This is a genomic window from Pseudoalteromonas sp. MMG024 (assembly GCF_021654175.1).
Classification (GTDB): Bacteria; Pseudomonadota; Gammaproteobacteria; order Enterobacterales; family Alteromonadaceae; genus Pseudoalteromonas.
This window is the reverse complement of the sequence record NZ_JAKFZO010000012.1, coordinates 63,098-85,279: the sequence shown is the minus strand read 5'-3', so window position 1 is coordinate 85,279 and position 22,182 is coordinate 63,098. Positions and strand designations below refer to the sequence as shown.

Here is a 22,182-nt window from a genome sequence, read left to right as displayed (position 1 = left end):
AAGAGAAGGAACAGCTTATGGGAAAAATGCGCAATAACGATAATAAACTCTATGTCCTAGATACCAACGTATTACTTCACGAACCTTTCGCTTTTTTATCTTTCCAAGAACATCAAGTCGTTATCCCAATGACAGTGTTAGAAGAGCTGGACCACATTAAAGATCGCAAAAAAGATGTGAGTCGAGACGCACGGATTGCTATTCGTGCTTTGGATGATGTATTAAGAGACGCAAGTCCTGAAGAAATGCTTGCTGGGGTTGATCTTTCAACGGTCGCTAAAAATTGTACGGGTAAACTAACGATTGTTAACGACCATATGTTTGAAGATGCGGTTTCGGGTTTACCAGGAGATGAAAACGACCATCGCATTATTAATACCGCACTGCATTTGCAGCAGCTAAAAGTTGAAGTAAAAGTAGTGTTAGTCACTAAAGACATAAACATGCGCTTAAAAGCAAAAGGAGCGGGGCTTGAGTTTGTTGAAGACTACCGCACCGATCAGCTCATTGACGATATTAGCTTGCTAACAAGCGGCTATAAAAAGCTTGATGGCGATTTTTGGCAGCATGTTAAAGAGTGCGACAGCGAGCAAAGCGGTCGAGATACGTATCATACCGTACCCCGTAATTTGCTTAATGAAGTCTTTATCAATGAGTATTTACTCGACGAAACAGGCCACTTTGCTGCCCGTGTGGTGGATTACGACGAAGAGCATATTAAGCTACTTGATTTGGGTTTCGAACGTATTATGGGGCGCAGTGCGTGGGGCATTCAGCCCAAAAATGTTTATCAAGCAATGGCGATTAATGCGCTGCTCGATCCGCATATGGATTTAGTGATTTTGACAGGCCCTGCTGGTTGCGGTAAAACCTTGTTGGCATTGGCTTGCGCCCTTGAACTTGTGATTGAACGGGGAATGTACGATAAGGTAATCGTGACCCGTAACACGCCCGAAATTGCAGAATCAATCGGCTTTTTACCAGGCACTGAAGAAGAAAAAATGATGCCTTGGCTTGCGGCGATAACCGATTCCTTAGAGGTACTTCATAAAAACGACGAAAATCCGGTTTCGAGCCGCAATTACATTATGGAAAAAGCCAATATTCAATTTAAGTCGATAAACTTTATGCGTGGACGCAGTATTCAAAATGCCATTGTTATTTTAGATGAAAGCCAAAACTTAACCGCATCGCAATTAAAAACCATTATTACCCGTTGTGGTGAAGGTACTAAATTAATTTGCTCGGGTAACTTGGCACAAATTGACAGTAATTACCTAACCCCAGTGACTTCAGGGTTAACCTATATTGTTGAACGTTTTAAAGACTTCCAAGGCAGCAGCACGATTAATTTAAACGGTGTAGTACGTAGCCGTTTAGCGAGCTTTGCTGAAGAAAATTTATAAGCTAACGAGTGAAGGTGTCTAAAAATGACATCTATGAAAAGTTAAAAGGGCTGATGTTTATCAGCCCTTTTTTTGTTTGATGATTTACGCGGAACTATCGTTAACACATTTAACGCTAAAATTCATAAACGTGGCCGCAAGAGAATCATGTGTTATCTCACGTGCGACTTAAATTATATCAACTACGTATTGCTTACTTTTCAGCATACTCCAAGAGCTGCTGCTTACCTCGGCGATTGGATATTGCTTTGGTCCAGTGACTTCACCGACTAAGTATTTTAAGCCATTAATTTCAACATGCTTGTCGCCTTTGCGAATCGGTAAATTTAACCCAATTAGCGCATGGTTAGGGGAGGTAATAATAGCGATGGTCAGGCGTGGGTAAATCGCTTTTAAAATAGCGCTGGTGAGCACAAGTTTACTGTCTACATCGCCGTATTGTTGGCGGATCAGCTTAAGAGGTGGCTTAAAGTTTTTGCCACTGTTATGAAAACGGTCTGGCAACTCAGATGTTGGCATCGCTTGTACCCAACTTAACACAAAGTTAATAACTGTTTTTGGTCTCACGTTATTGCCAAACTTAGTTAAAATAGCTTCTCTAATCGGTGAAATATAGTCATATGAATTTTTCACAAAGCGCGGTAAGTCGGGTCTAACCGCATCAATTGCCCAGATGGCCTCTAAATCAGCATAGTGATGCTTGCGTAAATAGCTTTTTCGTGCACTTTGTTTTGCTTTTTCAACTCGCGTTTCCACGTCTTTTAATAGCGCTTTGTCATCACTGTAAACTTTATATTCAATGCTGCGTTCTTTACGCTGTGTTTCGAGTGTGTATTTACGTCGGTCGAACTCTTTAATGGTGTTTCTTACTTTTATATCAATCTTGTCGAGGTATTCTTGTGCGTTAAAGCCTTTAAAGCGGCGGTAGTGGTTAAATAGCTGGTCGTTTGAATAGCTAAAGCTAAGCTTTTGTTCTTTGTCTTGATCATCAAACCAAGTGTAATAAAACGTTTGTTGTTGTTTTTCTTGTACCACTTTGCGCTCGAACGAGTGACTAAAAAGCGGCAAAGCGCAAAGGCTAAAAATGACAGCGAGCAATAAACTTGGTTTTAGTTTAACCATGATAATATCCGAGGTTGCGTAAAGTCTGTTAGGTGAATTGTCATAAATAACATTAAGCTTAGTCAAGATGTTGTGATAGAACGAAATATTTCTGTTCATTTCATAAATTCGAAGGCCACCTGTGTTAACGCTGATTACTAAGACTATTAATTTGGATAATAAAAAAGGAAGCACATGCTTCCTTTTAATCTTGGATTATTTACTTTGAATACAGGTTACTTATCCATTAATTCACGAATGTATTTAACCGGTGAGCTGCCGTAACTTAAAAACTGTTCGTGGAATGCTTTTAAGTCAAAATCGTCACCCAGTTTCGCTTTTTGCGCTTCGCGGAAATCGTAAATTTCACGGTAGCCCGTGTAGTAGCTTGTTAGCTGAACTTGGCTCAGCGTCGCGCGGCGCCATTTGCCTTCTGCCTCAGCGCGTTCTTGGAAAGCACCGTTCATAAGTAGATCTAGGCCTTGTTCTTTACTGATGCCTTCCACTTGGATTTGATAATCCAAAATCGTGTTACAAATTACGCGTAAATTCCATTTGTAGTACATTAGCCACATTTCTGGTTCAAAATTACCGTAACCTTCTTCTAGCATCATGCGCTCTGTGTACACCGCCCAACCTTCTATCATTGCGCCGTTTCCGAAAATACTCTTAATGAGAGACGGTGACTCATTTGAATAAACTAATTGGGTGTAATGGCCCGGAATTGCCTCATGAATATTTAAAATTTGTAAAATCCAGTGGTTGTACTCTTTCAAATACGATTCGGCTTGTTCCTCACTCATATTATCGAGTGGCGTAACGTTGTAGTAGGTGTTTTCTTTTTTCGCATATGGACCCGGTGCACTAATAGATGCACCGGCAAAACCGCGCATATAATCTGGCGTTTCGCGCACCACTAGCGGTTTTTCAGGATCAAGCGTTATGAGGTCTTTTTCTTTAATAAAGGCTTCAAGTTCAGGAATTTGTTTTTTAATTTCCTCAACAAAGTTTTCGCGTTTTACGTGCTTAACCGCAAGGTGATTAATCAGTTTTGAAATTGCTTTTTGAGGTTCACTTGGCATCTGTGTATTGGCAAAATACTTAGGCCAAAGTTGCTCGGTGATTTTTAACATTTCAGCGGTAACACGTTCTTTATCTGCCAACGCTTTTTGATAAACCTCTTTTGCGCTGTAACCGGACTGAATATCAAATGCGAACTTTTGCTCGTAAAGCGCTTCGCCAATTCTAAATGAACGCGCGTTATTGTTTGCAACCAGCTCTTGTTCCAGCTTAGTTAAGAATTCAATGTATTCATTAATCGCAGCTATTGCTGCTTTAAAACGGGTTTCAAATAATTGCTTATCAGCGTCCGATAGATTTGAGGTTTTAGCTTTATTAAATAAATCTTTATTTAGTACGCTAAATGCTCCTTTATTTTGGCTAATTGCCAACTGTGTGTACTCAAGTGTTGGCGTATCAATATTGGCAATGGCTGCTGCAAAATAGGCAGGTACATTTTCAAGGCGCTTTAACACTTTCGTGATTTTTGTGTTGTCATCATCAAAGCGACTATTAATGATTTGTGCAAACCCACCGGCAACATTGTAATTTGATGGATTCCATTGCCACGATTTAAACGTGTTTACTGTCCAAATTATTTTCTTTAATAAATTTTCGATTAAACGATAATCGGTTTTTAAATTGGCTGGTAACTTATTAAGGTCAAACTGGGCTAATTTAGCGAGTTGCGTATTGGCAAAATTAATATCGTTAACGCGGCTTTGAGCGTCGGGAACCGTTAAAATATGGTCGTATTTGCCGTAACCTGCGTATTGCGACCACTCAGGACGGTGACGCCAAAAGTTTTCAATAAATTGTGCTGAAAACGCTTCAAATGCAGCAGCTTGAGATTGCTGTTGGCTTGCAGGTGCGTCAGTTGTTGAATTGGTTGTTTGGCATGCACTAAGGCCAAGTGCTGCAACCAGCGCTAAACTTAAGGCTGTTTTTTTCATTGTGTTTCCCTTGAGTGATTAAAGCGACTAAGCGAGTTAAAGCCGCGTTAAAGTGAGTGTATCAATTTCACTTAAAAATCGAAGTTTTTTCGATAAAAGGTCAACAACCCTATACACGGTTACGTGTTTCGTCATTTTCAAAGGCGCTAATATTTAGCGCTATTTGCTTAACTAAGCGCGAAATAGACTGCTTGCTGGCCCACGCAATATGTGGTGTGAGCAATAAGTTGCTTCCTTGATACTGAACGAGCGGGTTGTCGTCTTGTGCGGGTTCTTTGCTTAAAACATCAATCGCCGCTGCTTTAATTTTTTTGGTTTGCAGTGCGTGTGCAAGTGCACTTTCATCAACAATGCCCCCGCGTGCAGTATTAATTAGTACCGCGCTAGATTTCATTAGTTTAAATTCGCGCGTACTAATTAAATTTTCAGTTTCTTGGTTAAGGGGGCAATGAACCGAAACAATATCGGCATTTGCTATCGCGTCATCAAATGCAACTCGACCGTCACGCACAGGGCTGTTCTTACGCTCACTAATCAAAGTTTCAATGCCAAATGCTGTTGCGGCTTTTGCTACTGCGCGTCCTAAATCGCCATACCCGATTAATGCCATTTTTAAACCCGCTACTTCGTCTATTGAGTGGTCTAAAAAGCAAAAATGGCTCGCTTGTTGCCACTGATTGCTATGACAATCAGCAATGTATTGATGGGTATTACCTAGTAAGTTAAATAATAAAGCGAACGTGTGCTGTACCACGCTCGCGGTGGAATAGCCTGCAACATTGGTAACGGCAATGTCATGCTTTTTAGCCGACACTAAATCAACATTATTGGTGCCTGTGGCGGCAATGCAAATTAGCTTTACCGTGCTTAGTTGAGATAATGCTGTTTGGTCTATCACTACTTTATTGGTAATTATCACGTCCATACCTTGGCAACGCTCAATCACTTGTGCAGGCGTGGTATTGTCAAATAATGCGATGTTTTGTGTCAGCGCATTTAGCGGTGATAAGTCACCATTTTCAATTGTTGCGTAGTCGAGAATAGCAATTTTCATAATTTTAAAGTTTTGGTTTGACTTTGGAGTTAACTCTAGGGTTTATACTTAGTAGGAAAGTTAGATTTAGTGTATCTCAATTAGGCAGGCAAATGGTAAAAATAGGTGAAATTGCAAAACGGTTAGCGGTCTCGACCGATACGCTTCGTTACTATGAAAAGCAAGGCATTCTCAATTCATCGGCGCGCAGTGAGTCGGGGTATCGCTTGTATTCTGAACAAGACATCGCGCAGCTGTCGTTTGTACTAAGGGCAAAGGATGTAGGCTTTACACTGAATGAAATTAAAGAGTTACTTGCAATAAAAGTGGATAAGCAAAGTCACAGCTGTGAGCAAGTTAAACATTTTACGAGTGAAAAAATAACGCAAGTTGAGCGTAAAATTACCGAGTTAAATACCATTTTAAATTCGCTTAAATTACTGCACAAATCATGCTGTGGCGGTAACGAGCCCGCCGTTCATTGTTCAATTCTTTCAGCGCTGGAGGCACAAAATGACGCTCGTTAATAACTTTATTGACCTCTTTATTATTTCAGCGCCTTGGTTGTTATTGGGGTTGTTTATAGCGGCATTAATTAATGTTTACTTACCTGAAAACTTTCTCAATCGCCACCTTGGCAAAGAGGGCTTTGCTACTACCATTAAAGCGGCTCTTATTGGTGCGCCAATGCCGCTGTGTTCTTGTGGCGTAATTCCAGCGGCACTCGGGCTGCGAAGGGCGGGAGCCTCAAAAAGCGCAACCACGGCATTTTTAGTCTCTACGCCCGAAACAGGTGTTGATTCAATTTCTGTCTCGTATGTTTTGCTTGGCCCATTTATGGCAATTATCCGACCTATTGCGGCGGTTGCTAGTGCCATTACTGCGGGTTTATTAGTGGGCGGTGAAAGTAAACTTGATACGCAACAAAGCGCCGATAACATAAAAGAAAAAGCCGATGATACTTGCTGCAGTAGTGCGCACACCACAGAGCAAAATGCGGCGCAGGCTAGTGATATGGTTTCAGAACAAAAGACGTCATGCTGTAGTACTCAGCAAAAGCCTGTTGTGCAAACTTCCCCTTGTTGTGCGCCAACAGTAGCTGAAGCTAAGGCGAATGTATCAACCAGTGCTGCTTGTTGCTCGGTAAAAGATTCTGATGAGCAAAAAGAAAATACTACCTCGTGCTGTTCCACAGACAAAGAAACACAGCTTGTAACAGAAACCGCGACAGCAAAACTCAAGCGTGCATTTTCATTTAGTGCTAACAAACTGCTAAGTGATACCGCAAAGTGGCTGATGATAGGTTTGTTTTTTGCCGCGTTAGTGCAAACCTTTGTACCGCAAGATTTTCTGCAACAGTATGGTAGTGGAATTTGGGCCATGCTAATCGTAATTTTAATTAGTATTCCAATGTATGTATGTGCAACTGCTTCAACGCCTATTGCCGCAGGGTTATTAATGTCGGGCGTTAGCCCCGGTGCTGCGCTGGTATTTATGTTAGCTGGGCCGGCAACTAATGTAGCTACATTAGGTGTGGTAGCGAGCGAACTAGGCAAGCGCGCGGTGGTCGCTTATTTAACAGGAGTTATTGGTGTTGCGCTAATTTTCGGCTTTATTACCGACTATTTGATAGCACGATATCAATTCGCAATCGTACCATCGCTACAAGAATCGCATCATGTATTACCCATGTGGCTAGAGTACGGCGCGGGAGCCTTACTTGCGCTGTTAATGTTGCGCTTGGTTTGGCTCAAATTAAGTAGCGCCAAGTAACTTGTATATTTGCTTTTAGGCTAGAGCGTGTTGACCTTTACGGTCTAAATTCTGTTCAAATCCAAAGTGTTTTGATCGCGGCGTTGCTTTGCAGACCTAGCGGGCTAAGTCAAAAAGCGACAACAAAGAGCAAAACGCTTTGGATTGAACCTTTAGGCAGCGCTTGTTTGGCATTTATACTGCGTTATCGCTCATTCGTGTAGAGTTACTACACCACAATCACTCTGTCTTGTCTAAATGCCAAACAAACTGCTGCAGAAACAGACTGCAAAGGTCAACACGCTCTAGTTAATTGATATTTAAGCTTGAAAGACATCGTTTTTTGCGATGATTCGTTTAATAAAAAGGAGCCCACTGGCTCCTTTTTTTGATCTAGATCAAGTTTATAAATTTAGATGAATCAATATTTAAATTTATTTTAAATATTTTTAAATGATAATGATTTCTGTTATTGATCTAATTTGTTTTGGGTTTTAGAATGCTTCGCAGTTTTATTAAGCCAATTACGTTTTTGATAAAAATTGGTATTACTCAATCATAAAAATATCAGGGATTAACATAATGAAAAAAATAGCGAATTTTGCACTTTCTTCGTTATGTGTTGCAATGCTTGCAGCATGTAGCGGTGACGATGGCAAAGACGGGGCAGACGGCGCACCAGGTGTAAGTGGCGAAAGTGGTGTATCAACGTATGTGACCGAAAAAGATGTCGTTGTTACCAATGCACAGCATGCATATGCGGTTTACGCCGATTCACTTATCGCTGCTAAACAGCTTAAAAATGTGATTGAGCAGTTTGTTGCAGAGCCAAGCGAAGCTAACTTTAGCGCCGCTAAAAATGCGTGGTTAGATGCTCGCGAACCTTATGGTCAGTCAGAAGTTTATCGCTTTCGTGAAGGGCCAATCGACAATCTAACGCGTGATGACAATGGTAACCCCGTATTAGTTGCTGAAGAAGGTCCTGAAGGCGCAATCAACGCATGGCCACTAGCCGAAGCGCTAATTGATTACACAATTGACATGGATGGCGCACAACTGCCTGAAAACCCTGCAAGTTTGCCAGTAGGTGGCAATATTATTGCCGATCTTGCTGAGTTCCCAGATATCACCAAAGCGTTACTCGCTGAACAATTTGAGCGCGGCGATGATGAAGCCAATGTAACATCAGGTTATCACGCGATTGAATTTTTACTGTGGGGACAAGATCTTAATGCTGATGGTTCTTACACGCCAAACCGTGACTACAGTGCTGGCTACCGTAAAGTAAACGATTATTACACTGCGGCAAGTGGCATGGGTGAGTGTACATCTGGCGCAGATAACGTGGTTGATTCGGTGATTTGTGAACGCCGCGGTGACTACCTAATTGCAGCGGCAGATTTATTGATTGACGATTTACAAGGTGTTGTTGATGCATGGACTCCAGGTTCAGGTTTTCACTATGTTGAATTTACAAAAGACGAAAACGTAAAAGCGTCGTTGGCGAAAATTCTAGAAGGCATGGGCCGTTTAAGCTTTGGTGAACTTGCTGGTGAGCGCATGAGTATTGCACTTCGTACCGATTCACAAGAAGACGAGCACTCGTGTTTTTCAGATAATACACACCGCGATATTTTCTTAAATGCTAAGGGTATTCAAAACGCATTTAATGGTGCTTACCAGCGTATGGATGGTGAAACATTAGAAGGTGCTAGCATTTACGATTTACTGGTAGTGGATGGTTCGCATGAACTTGCCAATGAATTACGTGCTGCGATTGAAGATACGATGGCGAAAGCGGCAGTTATCGATACTAACGCTAAGCTAGGTTACTCATTTGATGTGCAAATTCAAAATGCTGATTTAAAGCAACTTGTTACACACACAATCGAAGCGCTTAAATCACAAACTCAAGTGATTAAACAAGCAATTGAAGCGTTAGAAGTAACCACGGGTGATCTTGAGCAAGATACTGACGAGTTTGGTAGCTAATAAGCTAACACTATTATTGGCGCTGCTATTTTGCAGCGCTTTTTTCGTTTCTAGGGGCATTTATGAAGCGACATCTTTTACTAACCAGTTTTATGTTAAGTGCTTTGGGTTGTGGTGGCTCATCGCAATCACCAGAAGCAAAGCCTAGCGAACCTCAGCCGCCTGTTGTCACACTGCCGGGACAGCCAAATGATGGCTTAGCACCGCTTAGCAGCAGTACGCCTGACACCAACGAGCACCTAGCGGGTGGCGTAGTAACAACCGATGTTCAAAATGAAGACGCATTCAGCCAATCGGCACCGGCAATTCGCAGTGATTTTGCATTAGACGCGGTATTTAAATCGGGTGATCACTTATTTAGAGGCGCACACAAAGGATTAGGCCCTGTTTTTAATAACCCAACTTGCCAAGGGTGTCATATTAAAGATGGTCGTGGCGAAGTGCCAAGCTCACCGCAGCGTGCAATGACCAGTATGTTCCTACGGATTAGTGATGAGAATGGTCAACCCGATGCTGTGTATGGTGATCAATTACAAACATTTGGCACGGTTGCCGGACACCCGACAGGCGCATTACCTAAGTTTAACGGCGCGTTAGATGAAGGTTTGGCATATGGCGAAGCCTATGCGTTTGTTGAGTATGAAAACGTAACAGGTAAATTTGCCGATGGCGAAGAATACGAGTTGCGCAAACCCATTTATAAAGTAACCGATTTATCTTACGGCCCATTTAACGACACGGTAAGGTTCTCAGCCCGTGTTTCACCTGCGATTTTTGGCTCAGGTTTGCTGCATGCAATTCCTGAACAGTACATTACCAGCTACGCTGACCCTGACGATGTTGATAATGATGGTATTTCTGGCCGTGCTGCGTATGTAACAGAGCCTATTTCAGAGCAAACTAAATTAGCACGTTTTGGCTATAAACTTGGCACTGCATCCGTGTTGCAGCAAATAGCGGGGGCCTATCGCGGTGATATGGGCGTGACTAATCGTATTAACCAAGCAGAGCCGTGCACCGACAATCAAGTTGCCTGTAATGAACAAGCTGCATTAGAGCAAAACAGTGAAGCCAATGGTCTTGATTTAAGTGATTTAGATCTCGCACAAGTTGAATTTTATAACCGTTTATTAGCTGTGCCAGCAAGACGAGGGTTCGACGAGCAAACTAATACTTGGCAAAACGATGTCACGCGTGGCCGTGCGTTATTTTTCGACGCTAACTGTAATGGCTGTCATGTACCACGCCATAAAACAGGTGAAGCACCGGCAAGTTTATTAGGTGATGTCGATATTCTTGGTTTTACTGGCGAAAGTACGCCGATTGCTGCACTTAGCGAGCAAGTTATTTATCCTTACAGTGACTTGTTACTACATGATATGGGCGGCGAATGTGCGCCTATTAAATTAGAAAACGCACAAGGCGGTAGCTGTCAGGTTGGTGAAAATTGCATTTATGTGCAGCGCTGTGAAGGTCTTGCAGATAACCGCCCCGAGGGACAAGCATCTGGTACTGAGTGGCGTACAACGCCGCTTTGGGGATTAGGCTTGGTACAGCAGGTAAATGCGCGCGCTACTTATTTGCATGATGGTCGAGCACGCACCATCAGCGAGGCTATTTTATGGCATAGCGGCGAGGCAGAAAAAGCTAAGCAAGCCTACCTTGCAATGTCTAAAACTGAGCGCTCACAATTATTGGCGTTTTTAAACTCACTATGATTAAACGAAGTCTTTTAACTGCGTGTATTTTTGGCACTTTGCTAATTGGTTGTAAAGAGCAAACTGTACCTGAATTTTCACATAGCGAGTTGCGCCCTGGCGGCGCAACAACCTTAAAGCGACTTAATACACGTACTTTTATTCATCCCTCAGAAAATCTCGATTTAGATAGGCAGCTTGATTTTTGGGATGGCTTTTCATTTTTTCGTGATCCTTGGGTCGCAGCACCTGCTGCAACTCAAGACCGTGATGGTTTAGGCCCGCTTTATAACGCGCGTTCGTGTAAAGCATGTCATATTCGTGGTGGTCGAGGAAAGCTTGTTGGGGAGGGCACGCATGCGCCAATGGCATTGCTTTTTCGTTTAGGTAAGCGTGATGATGGCAATGCGGTTGATAAACACTATGGCGGCCAATTCCAGCCATTTGCGATTAAACTAGCAAAACCTGAATCACTTGCGGCGGAAGGCAAAGTAACTATTCGTTACGAAAGCATATCGGGTCAATATGCGGATGGCACGCCTTACACTTTAAGCAAGCCACATTACCAATTGGTTGATTTAGCCTATGGCGAATTGCAACCCAATACGGTGTTATCGCCACGTTATGCGCCAGCACTTTATGGAATGGGGTTATTGGACGCGATTAGCGAACACGACCTTATTGCGCAAGAGGATATGGCGGATAAGAACAACGATGGTATTTCGGCTAAGTATAATCGTGTGATGAGTGCTAAAACTAAGGAACAGGTGATAGGACGTTTTGGCTTTAAAGCGAGTCAACCAAGTTTAGCATCACAAACGGCAGCGGCATTTGTTAATGATATCGGCATAACCAATCCGTTTTTCACACACGATACTTGCACGCCATCACAACCACTTTGTCAACTTGCATCAGCAATGGGCGGTCACGACCGCACGCTAGAAATACCCGAAAAGCTGCATAAGTTAACGGTATTTATGGGAGCGCACGTTGCGGTGCAACCGACTCGAAAACTCACTTCAGAAAAAGCACAACAGGGCAGAGCACTTTTTTATCAAGCGCATTGCCATAGTTGTCACACCCCAAGTTATACCACGGCAAGCGACTATCCGCTTAAAGAGCTGGCAAATCAAACTATCTGGCCTTACACCAATTTGGCGTTACACGATATGGGCGAAGCACTGGCTGATGGTAAAGCTGAGGGATTAGCCAATGGTCGAGAGTGGCGCACGCCACCACTTTGGGGGCTAGGATTACAAGAAAAAGTACAAGGCTATCAGGCATTTTTACATGATGGCCGTGCTAAAACAGTGGCTGAAGCGATTTTGTGGCACGGCGGTGAAGCCGAGCAATCAAAAAGCGCGTTTGTAGCGTTTGACCAACAGCAGCGTGACGCATTGATTTATTTTCTAAAACAAATTTAAGGGCAAATACGATGAAACTAAAAGCACTTTCTTTGCTTGTGACGGCTGCGTTACTAAGTGCATGTGGTGGTGGCAGCGATAACAACAGCGAAAAACCACCTATTACGCCACCCGTGGTTAAACTAACGAAAGATGAAGCCATGACAAAATTATTAGCAGCGCAAGCTGATAATTATATTTTGCCAGCATACCAAACATTGATGGATGAAGCGGATAAACTAGATGCGGCGAGCATTATGTTTTGTGCTTATCAGGCGCCAAGCGAAAGCGAGCTAACAGAATTAAAAAGTGCATGGTTAGCATTAAGCAAGGCATGGCAATTTGCGAAAGCGGTAAAAATGGGGCCTGAGTCCGAAGAATTTCGCCATTATCGCTTACAATTTTGGCCTGATAACAATAATGCCGTTCAACGCGGTGTTGCGTCATTACTTGCGGCTCAAGTGATAGATGAGAACGCCGTTGCTAGCCTACAAGATGGTGCACAAGGATTACCAGCGCTCGAGTTATTAATTTTTAATCAAGCACAAGATGCATCGTTACTAAGTGCAAGCAATAAACAAGATCGTTGCCTCGCGGTAATGGCAATCGCCGCTAATGTGAAAACAGTTGCAACTGAAATTTTAGCACTATGGCAACACGAGAAGATTGGCTTTGCCCTTGATTTTAAAAATGGCAGCGGCGAGTACAATACGAAACAAGCGGTGCTTGAAGATTTTATTACTAATTGGTTTGAGCTAATTGAAGTGATTAAAGATAACAAGCTCAATAATGTTAAAGGCACGCTGATCCCAGGTTACCCAGAAAAAGCGGAGAGTTACATTAGCTTATCGTCGCTTGAAAACATTAAAACCAATTTTGCAGGACTGAAGCAGGCTTACCTTGCGGGCAATGGTTATGGCTTTGACGAGTACTTAGTGGATATTCATGAAAATACACAAGTGAATGACACTATTCTAAATTACTTTGACGAAATTGATGTGTTACTAAATGATATCGAGAAACCGCTATCGCAAGCGGTAACAACACAAGACAGCCGCAATAAACTGTCGCCACTCATCACAAAAATAGACGAATTAAGAACTTACCTGTCTACCGATTTTATTCAGCTTACGGGCCTTAATCCTAACTTTAATTCGAATGACGGTGATTAATCATGGAGCGTAGAGCGTTTATCAAAAGTTTAGCGTTATGTGGTTTAAGTTTATCACTCGGCGCTAACTTAGTTGCGTGTTCAAGCAAAGCGCAACGTCGTTTTGTTAGTGCGGCAACCAACCACCAAGGTGAACATTTTGTGGTGGCATTTGATAAAGCAGGAAATTTATTAAACCAGGTTAAAATTGATAATCGCGGCCATGATTTATTAATGCTTGATAGTGAACGGGTTGTGGCGTTTTCACGCCGTCCGTTTACCAAGCTGTTTGTGGTGAACTTAGCACAAAACCAGCTAGAGAAAATCATCAATGCAGAGCAAGGTTTTCATTTTTATGGTCATGGTGTGTTTGATAGTAAACGTAAGCAACTGATCACCACAGAAAATCATATTGAAAGTGCTGGTGGTTACTTAGTTGTGCGCAATACTCACAATTTTGCCGTGGAAAAGCGTGTACCAAGTGGCGGTATTGGGCCGCATCAATGCGCGTTAATGCCCGATGGTGAACATATTGTGGTTGCCAATGGGGGCATTAAAACACATCCAGATAAAGGTCGTGAAAAATTAAATCTAGCGAGTATGGCACCAAATTTAAGCTACATTCACCTCGACACTGGCAAGTTAGTTGAATCTGTCACTCCTCCGCATTTTCAGTTAAGTTTACGTCATCTAGCGGTAGCAAACAGTGGCGAAGTGATTGTTGGAGCGCAATATCAGGGAAATTATCGCGATGCGCATCCTTTGGTGTTTAGCCATAAACTAGGGCGCGAATTTCAGCCATTGCAGGCAGAGCCAAAGTTTTGGCAAAACTTCGAGCAATACGTTGCCAGTATTGCAATTGCTGATAGTGATAATCGTATTGCAGTTACCTCTCCTCGCGGTGCTATTGTGGCGTATTGGCAATTGGATAATCATCAGTTTATTCGTCATGAACGTTTTGCCGATTGTGCGGGTGTAGCGAGTGCGCAAAATGAATTTATTGTCACAAACGGCAAGGGACAAGTAATTAACGATAGTAAAAATATGCCCATTTTTCAGTTACAACCGTTGCGGTTTGATAACCATTTAATTTACTCTTAACTGGTAAGAGATGTTAAATTTAGCCAAACAGAATAATGACAGGTAAAATATCCGACCTTTTTGTGATGCAGTAAACCAAGTTATGACTAATTCAAACGATAAATTTGCAGATATTCGCCCATATAATGATGAAGAAGTAGCCGCGTCTGTTGAGCGTCTGTTAAATGATGATGCATTTATCTCGGTAATTGCAGAGCACAACTTACCATCATGGTTGCGTGCTATTCCATTTCTTGGCAACTACTTAGTTAAATCAAAATTGCGTAACAAATACGGTAAATTTAAAACTGTTGATGAAGTTCAGCAGGCCGTTTCACGTTATCTTGATATTTTAGTTAAGCGCACAACCAGCAAAGTTACTTTCTCAGGATTAGATAAGCTTGATAAAAACAAAGCGTACCTGTTTATCTCAAACCACCGTGATATTGCGCTTGATCCGGCTTTTGTAAACTACGGTCTATTTCAAAATAATATGAAAACCGTGCGCATTGCGATTGGTGATAACCTGTTGCAAGTGCCATACATGACCGAGTTAATGCGTTTAAATAAGAGTTTTATTGTTAAACGTTCTGTTAAGTCGCCAAAAGAGATGCTGAGAACGCTTACGACACTTTCGCATTATATTTATGATTCGCTTGATAGCGGTAATTCAGTTTGGATTGCGCAAAAAGAAGGACGAGCGAAAGATGGTAATGATGTTACCGATCCTGCACTGATTAAAATGTTGCAGCTACATGGTCGCAAACTAAAAATGGACTTTGCAGACTATGTAAAATCGATCAATGTTGTACCGGTTGCGATTTCATATGAATTTGAACCATGCGAAAAAGCGAAGGCAAAAGAGCAGTATCATAAAGCGACCTTTGGCGAATACAAAAAAGCGCAAGGTGAAGATATTGCCAGCATTATTGAAGGATTTGCTACGAATAAAGGGCATGTGCATTTATCATTTGGCGAGCCAATTACCAGCGATTGCGATACCCCAGATCAACTTGCTGAAACCATTGATAACTACATTCACAAAAACTACTTCTTGCACCCCAATAATTATTTGGCGGCAGAATCTGCAGAACATGAAATTTGTGGCGATGCGAAGCGTGTTTACCACAGCCGCTTTGAAGGGGTTGCTCCGGAATTACATGAATTTATTAAGCAAATTTACGCGAAGCCGGTATTTAATCAAAAGTAACCAGCAAGCCTAAGTAAATTATAGTTTTAAGAAACCAGAGTAATACTCTGGTTTTTTTGTGCAAAAAAATGGTTAAACTGTTAATATGAGTGCGTAAAAAAAGACCTAAGTTTGCCTGCTTTGCAAGCAAACTATTGTGAGTGAATGGCTGACCAAAAACCAATTATTGAGCAAATAGAAATATTTGAAATACCCAGTCCGTGCAAAGGGGTATGTCAGGCTAATAACCGAGGTTATTGCTTAGGGTGTTTTCGTTCGCGAGAAGAGCGCTTTCATTGGAACCAATTAACGAACGCGCAAAAAAAACATGTGATTAAGCTTTGCGCACAACGCGAAAAGCGCATTCGTCAAAAAATGGCTCAACAGCAAATCTCACCAGAGCTGGATACAGAGCAAACAAAACTCGACTTTTAGGTTTGCCTAATCTCGCCGTATCTAAACTCGTTTATTTAGGGGTTTTATGTTCAAGGGTAGCTTCAGCACTTTGCATTAACTGTAGGTCTAATTGTGCCAAAATTGCTTTATGTTGTTTGTGCAGGTAATGATGGATAGGTTTTTGCGAGACAATGCGTTTATTAAAATGGGCTAGGGTGGCATCATCAATGTGATGCGTTAGCAAATATTCAAGTACTAAAATGCCATCAATTGTGCGGTCGCGCAGCATATGCAACTGACTAGTAAGGTTATTATTACTTATTACCTCACCTTTAAATTTTTCTTGAGCAATAAATTTTTGTGCAAACGGGTAGCTTGGATTGTGGCTAATTGTACTCAACTGCTGAATGCGACAATTCTCGCATTGTCCCTTGTTGGTAAGCAGTACCAGATTCAAATACATTAACGGAGTATTACTCGCAATTAGGTTTGGATATTCCTTAGAAATACCAATCACACGACCAATCTGACCATCAAGCTCTCCGAGGTTAGCCGCGGCAAGTGAGCTTTTGTGATCAAATTCAATAATGCTTATATCGACACCAATTGCTTTATAAGCAGGTGTTAGACGTTTGATTAATAAGCGAGAAACGTGTGTATCCAACGGTTTATTAAACACTAGCGTTTGCTTTATGGAGGCATTTGCCCACGCCATCTTACTCAAAAAGAATAAGGCACAAAGCATGGTACAAGCATGCTTGCAGCTTTTAGTTATCGAGTTTTTTATCATTTTATGACGTAACGCAGCATTCATTTTAGTGTTGATTGGTCAAACTTATATGGTACATTGCTACAATAACATAATATTTTATTAGCTGTATTAAAAGAACATGTCTTTCAATTTGTGTAACTTACCTCGTCAAGAAAAGTATTTAATTCAACTCGATTACGAGGCGTCGTTTTGGGCGTTTAAAGTTAAGCGTGGCAAAGCAACGCGCGATCAAATTTATTCATCTATTTTACAGCGTCCACAATCAGAGCAAGGTGAGCTAAAACAACGTTTTGAACGCTATTTAGCGACAATGATGTGAGTTCATTTACGTGCCAGCAATTAGACCCAGTTATGTATCCTTTGGTTAATAAGTTCTATCAAAACTTTAAAGTAAGAGGGCGTGCTAAAAGCCATGATAGGGTATGGGTTATCAAAGCTGAAAATCAAATTGTGGCAGCTGCAAAATTAAGCTTAAAAGACGGACAGTTTTTATTATCTGGCGTATTTACAGCACCATGCTTTCGCGGTCAAAAACTGGCATCAAGACTAATTAAAACAATCGCTTTGGATTATCGAAAACCATTTTTCACTTTTGCGTACAATCATTTAGTTAGCTGGTATCAAAGCTGCGGATTTACCGAACATGCCGCACCAGCTGAATTGGCTCCGTTTTTTAGCGCTTATCAAAATCAAGGGCGTCAAATCGTCTGTATGATAGCCAACAAGGATTGTGCATAATGATTTGGCGATACTGCGTACTGGCAATTTTGTTGTGTGCTGTATCAATAAATGCGCTGGCAAACAGTAAGGCAAACGTACGTCGTTTCTCGCCAAATGAAGGGTTAGCGCAGTCCTATGTAACGGGCTTATTAGTTGATAAAAATGGTTACTTATGGGTTGGAACCGAAGCAGGCGTAAACCGTTACGATGGTTATCAACTATCGACTATGACAGGTGCAGAAGGCCAACTGCGCGATAAATCGATTGATTTCCTCTACGAAGACAAACAAAACGATATTTGGATTTCCACTACCTACTCTGGCTTGTATCGATATAAAACGGATACCTATAAACTAGAGCGCGTGCTTGATTTTAAAAATGACCGAACCCACTCTCCAGTCGTGATGTTAGAAACCCATCAACCTAATTTTTACTGGTTGGGGCGTGTTCATGACTTGGCGCTGTTAAACAGTGAAACTGGCGAAGTGAAAAGTGTGTTTAAAATCCCTGGAGACTTTAAATACGCGTATGTTAGAGCACTTAAATATTACAAACACTTTTTAATAATAGGCACATCGGAAGGTGCCTTTGTGATGGATACGCGCACTGAAAAAATCGTTAAACTAGAATTTTTAAATGAACCCGCAGCGCATCACGATCAATATAATACAAAGTCATTTCATATCTCGGGTTCTCAGCTTTGGCTTGGCACCGTGCAAGGTTTGCACACGGTTGAACTTGATCATATCGAACGCTTGGTAGCTGGTGAAATAGATAAGCTGAGTAGCGAACTGCGTATTTCAGATTTAAACATATGGAAAATCATGCCGTTTAAATCGGGATTAAAGCTTGCCACCAATGAAGGTGTTTATAATTACTTTGCCGATGATGATCAGCTAATAAAAAGCACAGAACTCGATAATTCCGATTTTAAGTTAAGCGACAATAGCATTGTTGATATGCTGCTTTCAGATGACGGTTCAATGTGGCTTGCGAGCAAAACCGACGGTGCGTATTTTGTCTCGAATAACAATTACTCATTTCAAAACTATAACCGCGATACTTTGTATGGTGGTTTATCCCATAACAATATTTGGAGCATTGTTGAGCATAATAAAGATATTTGGTTAGCAACCAGTGACGGTATTACGCGTTTCAATCCCTATTCTTACCAAAGCCAAACTTATCTAGAAGGTTACTTAGCTGACCGCTTAAACCATGAATTCCATGTATATAAAATGTTTAGTTTTAACGACAAGTTATGGCTGGTAAGCACGCGAGGATTATTTACCTTTGACTTGGAAACGTTAACAATTTCAGCGGTTGAAATGCCTTTTGAAAAGTACAAGGATATGTTTAGCAAGCAGATTGTGATAGGGCATTTTAACAACGCAGGTGATATGTATTTTAAGAGCTTTCGCTATGGCTACTTTAAATACAATGTAGTAACAGAAAAACTAACGCAAATTCACCCCGGCGTAAAAGTGATTGGTGATACATTTGCAGGGTATTTTTTACCGCCGCTAGATGACAGCAAGTTACCGCTGTTTTATCACAATAAAACGTTATATCAACTGATGCCGGACAACACCGTAGCGTATCGTTATACCGCGCCAGTCCCCGATGAAGTGGAGTATTTGTCGCTTGCGTCTTATGTGATCGATAACAACGGCATTCTTTGGCTATCTTATTATGGCTACGGGTTAGTTGGTTTAGATAGCACCACATTTGAAGAAAAATACAAAATCGAAGACAGGGTTGATACCCGCGGATCGTTGTTTTATAGCCTAACCAAAGATCAGCGAGGCATGATCTGGATGGCGAGCCACAGTGGTATTTGGCGCTTTGACCCAAATACCCAACACTTTAGGCAGTTCACAGTGGATGATGGCATTGCGGTTAATGAGTTTAACTCGGCGGCAAAAATAACTTACTCTGATGGTCGCATTGTATTTGGCTCAATTAAAGGGGTGACCAGCTTTTTCCCCGAGCGCAATGACGCGAATGAACACATATCAGAGCGGGTGAATATTACCTCAATTACCCTAATGTCGCGCACACTTGAAGCTGAGTCGATTATTCAGCAAAACTTACTTGAGCTTGATTACGATGATATCGGTTTAGAAATTGGTTTTTCTGCGATGTTATTTAAGTATCAGGAACGCGTTGAATATGAATACCGTTTAGATGATTCTGCATTAGTTAGAACGAGTAATAACAAAGTTGCGTTTGCACGAATTTCACCGGGAAAACACACTTTTTACGTACGTGCCAGAGACCCGTTAAACGGCAGTTATACCGATTTTAAGAGTTTTACGATTCAGGTAAATTACCCACCTTGGCGCTCTCCCGCGGCATTCGCCATTTACTTTATATTATTGACAAGTATTGTGTCGGTGTGGATGTTGCGTCGCCATCGCTATCAAACGCGCTTGCTAGCTGCACATAAACAAAGTAGTGAAAACGCCACGCGTTTAAAAATGGCGCTACAAAGCAGTCAATCAGGGGTGTGGGAATGGCAAAGCGGCCTCGGACACAGTTATCAGCCACGTCTAGTCGATGAACTAGGTTTTGATAAAAGCGAAGTATCACTGGATGAATACTTAGCAAAAATTCATCCCGACGATAGAGCCCGTTATCGCATTGAATGGTTAGAGTTTGTCAGCACCGATAAAGGTGAATTTGAACTTGCCTACCGAGTACGTCATAGCCAAGGCCATTGGCGTTGGTACAAAGATGTGGGTCGTGTTATTGAGTGGGATGAAGATGTGCCGCAGCGCGTTTCGGGAACCTACACCAACTTTACGCGCGAGCGTGACTTTGAAAACAGTGCCCGTTTATTTAGCGCCGCATTTGAGCATACTCGCGATTGGGTATTTGTGATGGACCGCGAGTTTAATATTCTTGCGATAAATAAAGCATTGCGCGACAGCCATCATTTTGACCTTAAACAAGACTCAGCGCGCAAGCTATCACTTGGCCTAAGTGCTAAAAGGCGCACTTATTATTTGAGGGCGCTTGGTAAGCTAAACGTAGGTGAACATTATCAATCGGAAGAAACCATCACCAGCCCTGATGGCACAAAATATAATTGCTTGATAAAAGCCACTGCGATTGCGGCTGAAAACGGTGAGGTTGATAACTATATTGTGGTGATCACCGATATCAGTAGTCAAAAAGAAGCTGAGCAAGCGCTGTATTTACTGGCAAATTACGACAAACTAACCAAGTTACCTAATCGCAGCTTATTTATTGATCGAGTGGCTCATGCCATTAGTCTAAACAAAAACAGCGAGCAGTTATTGGCAGTGTTATTTATCGATCTTGACCAGTTTAAGAAAGTGAATGACTCATTTGGTCATCATGATGGTGATAAATTGTTGGTGGAAATAGCCGAACGCATAAAACAGGTCATTGACGGCAAGGCGACCGCGGCGCGATTAAATAGCGATGAATTTACTGTATTGCTTGAGAATATTAATAGCAAAGAAGACGTTATAGCCTTGTGTCAGCGATTAATTGCGGCGCTAAAAGAGCCATTTGCACTGGCGGGCGAAACCGTGAGAATTACTGCCAGCATTGGTGTTGCCATATTTCCAGATGACGAAACAACCGCAATTAATTTGATTAAAGCCGCCGATATTGCGATGTATCACGCTAAAAAACGCGGTGGCGAGTGCTTTTTGTTTTTCCAACAAGAAATGAATAAAAAAGTACAACGATTGCTTCGTTTAGAGTCAAGGCTTAAGCAAGCACATAGTGAAAATGAACTGTCGAATCAATATCAGCCGATTATTGATGTTAATACAGGCAAGGTGGTTGGCTTTGAAACCTTAATGCGCTGGCAGCACAATGGTGAAGCAGTTAGTCCATCGCGTTTTATCGCCATTGCCGAAAATACCGGTCTCATTACTGAAATGACAATGGCATCGTTAACACGCGCAGTACAAGACATGCAACACTGGTGCGAGATCGATATCGACTTTTATGTATCGATTAACCTATCGGCGAAAGATTTCCATCACCTGGATTTGGCAGAGCAAATTATTGCACTGTGCAACACGTATGAAGTGCCGTGTCAGATGGTGGCACTTGAGATTACCGAATCTGTACTTATGGCTGATTTTGATAGTGCAAAAGCGGCCATGGATAAGCTAAAAAATGCAGGTTGTCGCATTTATCTTGATGATTTTGGCACCGGCTACTCATCGCTGGCTTACTTAAAACGTTTTCCGGTGGATGTGATTAAAATTGATGGTGGCTTCGTTCGAAATATTGGCGATGAAGCAGACGATGAAGCGATTATTCGCTCAACCTTAACGCTTGCAAAAAGCTTAGGCAAAGTGTGTATTGCTGAAGGAGTTGAAAGTAAGGATCAGCTGCTGTTCTTGCAAGCAGAAGGGTGTGAGTATGTGCAAGGTTATTACTTTTACTCACCGCTTGATGCGTCACAAGTTAAGTCGTTGCTTAAGCGTTAAA

General features: G+C 41.8%; 17 protein-coding genes. 13 read left to right on the top strand and 4 right to left on the bottom strand.

Translation table 11 applies throughout. The annotated features are described in order from the left end of the window. Nucleotides 1-17: 17 nt before the first annotated feature. On the top strand, nt 18-1,406 hold the full coding sequence (locus L1068_RS13080) for a PhoH family protein (protein ID WP_105170879.1): 1,389 nt from the start codon (nt 18-20) through the stop codon (nt 1,404-1,406). Between the two features lie 168 nt (nt 1,407-1,574). On the opposite strand, the gene L1068_RS13075 is transcribed toward L1068_RS13080, so the two are convergent. The 3 genes from L1068_RS13075 to L1068_RS13065 form a co-directional block, all read right to left on the bottom strand. Continuing rightward, nucleotides 1,575-2,528: a hypothetical protein gene (locus L1068_RS13075; protein ID WP_237130629.1), complete on the bottom strand. Its 954-nt coding sequence runs from the start codon at nt 2,526-2,528 to the stop codon at nt 1,575-1,577. Nucleotides 2,529-2,743: 215 nt separating this feature from the next. After that, a complete protein-coding gene (locus tag L1068_RS13070; protein ID WP_237130628.1) occupies nt 2,744-4,519 on the bottom strand; it encodes a DUF885 domain-containing protein in 1,776 nt (591 codons plus the stop codon). A gap of 109 nt (nt 4,520-4,628) precedes the next feature. Then, complete coding sequence (locus tag L1068_RS13065; RefSeq protein WP_237130627.1) at nt 4,629-5,573, bottom strand: D-2-hydroxyacid dehydrogenase; 945 nt, start codon at nt 5,571-5,573, stop codon at nt 4,629-4,631. Between the two features lie 92 nt (nt 5,574-5,665). Here L1068_RS13065 and zntR point away from each other — a divergent pair, with 92 nt between their 5' ends. The 9 genes from zntR to L1068_RS13020 all read left to right on the top strand — a co-directional run bounded on the left by zntR (nt 5,666) and on the right by L1068_RS13020 (nt 16,250). Continuing rightward, nucleotides 5,666-6,079 carry a Zn(2+)-responsive transcriptional regulator gene (gene zntR / locus L1068_RS13060; RefSeq protein WP_054979703.1) on the top strand — a complete coding sequence of 138 codons (414 nt, stop codon included), beginning with the start codon at nt 5,666-5,668 and terminating at the stop codon, nt 6,077-6,079. Next, nucleotides 6,066-7,325, top strand: a complete 1,260-nt coding sequence (locus L1068_RS13055; RefSeq protein ID WP_237130626.1) for an SO_0444 family Cu/Zn efflux transporter — start codon at nt 6,066-6,068, stop codon at nt 7,323-7,325. Before zntR ends, L1068_RS13055 begins: the two co-directional genes overlap by 14 nt. A 561-nt stretch (nt 7,326-7,886) precedes the next feature. Continuing rightward, nucleotides 7,887-9,296 (top strand): imelysin family protein, encoded by a 1,410-nt coding sequence (locus L1068_RS13050; protein WP_237130625.1) that lies wholly within the window; start codon nt 7,887-7,889, stop codon nt 9,294-9,296. A gap of 62 nt (nt 9,297-9,358) precedes the next feature. Continuing rightward, nucleotides 9,359-11,014 carry a di-heme oxidoredictase family protein gene (locus L1068_RS13045; RefSeq protein WP_054979700.1) on the top strand — a complete coding sequence of 552 codons (1,656 nt, stop codon included), beginning with the start codon at nt 9,359-9,361 and terminating at the stop codon, nt 11,012-11,014. Next, complete coding sequence (locus tag L1068_RS13040) at nt 11,011-12,417, top strand: di-heme oxidoredictase family protein (protein ID WP_237130624.1); 1,407 nt, start codon at nt 11,011-11,013, stop codon at nt 12,415-12,417. The genes L1068_RS13045 and L1068_RS13040 overlap by 4 nt, the downstream gene beginning before the upstream one ends. An 11-nt stretch (nt 12,418-12,428) precedes the next feature. Beyond that, on the top strand, nt 12,429-13,568 hold the full coding sequence (locus tag L1068_RS13035) for an imelysin family protein (RefSeq protein ID WP_237130623.1): 1,140 nt from the start codon (nt 12,429-12,431) through the stop codon (nt 13,566-13,568). A gap of 2 nt (nt 13,569-13,570) precedes the next feature. After that, complete coding sequence (locus L1068_RS13030) at nt 13,571-14,647, top strand: DUF1513 domain-containing protein (RefSeq protein ID WP_237130622.1); 1,077 nt, start codon at nt 13,571-13,573, stop codon at nt 14,645-14,647. An 82-nt stretch (nt 14,648-14,729) separates the two neighbouring features. After that, on the top strand, nt 14,730-15,836 hold the full coding sequence (locus tag L1068_RS13025; protein ID WP_237130621.1) for a 1-acyl-sn-glycerol-3-phosphate acyltransferase: 1,107 nt from the start codon (nt 14,730-14,732) through the stop codon (nt 15,834-15,836). A gap of 165 nt (nt 15,837-16,001) precedes the next feature. Continuing rightward, nucleotides 16,002-16,250 carry a DUF1289 domain-containing protein gene (locus L1068_RS13020; RefSeq protein WP_040641367.1) on the top strand — a complete coding sequence of 83 codons (249 nt, stop codon included), beginning with the start codon at nt 16,002-16,004 and terminating at the stop codon, nt 16,248-16,250. 31 nt (nt 16,251-16,281) lie between these two features. Here the strand turns inward: L1068_RS13020 and L1068_RS13015 are convergent, their stop codons facing one another. Continuing rightward, a complete protein-coding gene (locus L1068_RS13015) occupies nt 16,282-16,890 on the bottom strand; it encodes a hypothetical protein (protein WP_237130620.1) in 609 nt (202 codons plus the stop codon). A gap of 211 nt (nt 16,891-17,101) precedes the next feature. Here L1068_RS13015 and L1068_RS13010 point away from each other — a divergent pair, with 211 nt between their 5' ends. Genes L1068_RS13010 through L1068_RS13000 form a run of 3 tightly spaced genes read left to right on the top strand, consistent with a single transcriptional unit; the run spans nt 17,102 to nt 22,181 of the window. Further along, complete coding sequence (locus tag L1068_RS13010) at nt 17,102-17,302, top strand: DUF3283 family protein (RefSeq protein ID WP_010560900.1); 201 nt, start codon at nt 17,102-17,104, stop codon at nt 17,300-17,302. Continuing rightward, nucleotides 17,299-17,721: a GNAT family N-acetyltransferase gene (locus tag L1068_RS13005; protein WP_237130619.1), complete on the top strand. Its 423-nt coding sequence runs from the start codon at nt 17,299-17,301 to the stop codon at nt 17,719-17,721. The genes L1068_RS13010 and L1068_RS13005 overlap by 4 nt, the downstream gene beginning before the upstream one ends. Then, nucleotides 17,721-22,181 carry an EAL domain-containing protein gene (locus tag L1068_RS13000; RefSeq protein WP_237130618.1) on the top strand — a complete coding sequence of 1,487 codons (4,461 nt, stop codon included), beginning with the start codon at nt 17,721-17,723 and terminating at the stop codon, nt 22,179-22,181. Before L1068_RS13005 ends, L1068_RS13000 begins: the two co-directional genes overlap by 1 nt. Nucleotide 22,182 lies beyond the last annotated feature (1 nt).

What these genes read in the sequence shown, in the direction of transcription:
- L1068_RS13070 (WP_237130628.1), bottom strand. Translation starts at nt 4,519, where the DNA reads ATGAAAAAAACAGCCTTAAGTTTAGCGCTGGTTGCAGCACTTGGCCTT.
- L1068_RS13080 (WP_105170879.1), top strand. Translation starts at nt 18, where the DNA reads ATGGGAAAAATGCGCAATAACGATAATAAACTCTATGTCCTAGATACC.
- L1068_RS13050 (WP_237130625.1), top strand. Translation starts at nt 7,887, where the DNA reads ATGAAAAAAATAGCGAATTTTGCACTTTCTTCGTTATGTGTTGCAATG.
- L1068_RS13055 (WP_237130626.1), top strand. Translation starts at nt 6,066, where the DNA reads ATGACGCTCGTTAATAACTTTATTGACCTCTTTATTATTTCAGCGCCT.
- L1068_RS13010 (WP_010560900.1), top strand. Translation starts at nt 17,102, where the DNA reads ATGTCTTTCAATTTGTGTAACTTACCTCGTCAAGAAAAGTATTTAATT.
- L1068_RS13075 (WP_237130629.1), bottom strand. Translation starts at nt 2,528, where the DNA reads ATGGTTAAACTAAAACCAAGTTTATTGCTCGCTGTCATTTTTAGCCTT.
- L1068_RS13030 (WP_237130622.1), top strand. Translation starts at nt 13,571, where the DNA reads ATGGAGCGTAGAGCGTTTATCAAAAGTTTAGCGTTATGTGGTTTAAGT.
- L1068_RS13035 (WP_237130623.1), top strand. Translation starts at nt 12,429, where the DNA reads ATGAAACTAAAAGCACTTTCTTTGCTTGTGACGGCTGCGTTACTAAGT.
- zntR (WP_054979703.1), top strand. Translation starts at nt 5,666, where the DNA reads ATGGTAAAAATAGGTGAAATTGCAAAACGGTTAGCGGTCTCGACCGAT.
- L1068_RS13025 (WP_237130621.1), top strand. Translation starts at nt 14,730, where the DNA reads ATGACTAATTCAAACGATAAATTTGCAGATATTCGCCCATATAATGAT.
- L1068_RS13040 (WP_237130624.1), top strand. Translation starts at nt 11,011, where the DNA reads ATGATTAAACGAAGTCTTTTAACTGCGTGTATTTTTGGCACTTTGCTA.
- L1068_RS13000 (WP_237130618.1), top strand. Translation starts at nt 17,721, where the DNA reads ATGATTTGGCGATACTGCGTACTGGCAATTTTGTTGTGTGCTGTATCA.
- L1068_RS13045 (WP_054979700.1), top strand. Translation starts at nt 9,359, where the DNA reads ATGAAGCGACATCTTTTACTAACCAGTTTTATGTTAAGTGCTTTGGGT.
- L1068_RS13065 (WP_237130627.1), bottom strand. Translation starts at nt 5,573, where the DNA reads ATGAAAATTGCTATTCTCGACTACGCAACAATTGAAAATGGTGACTTA.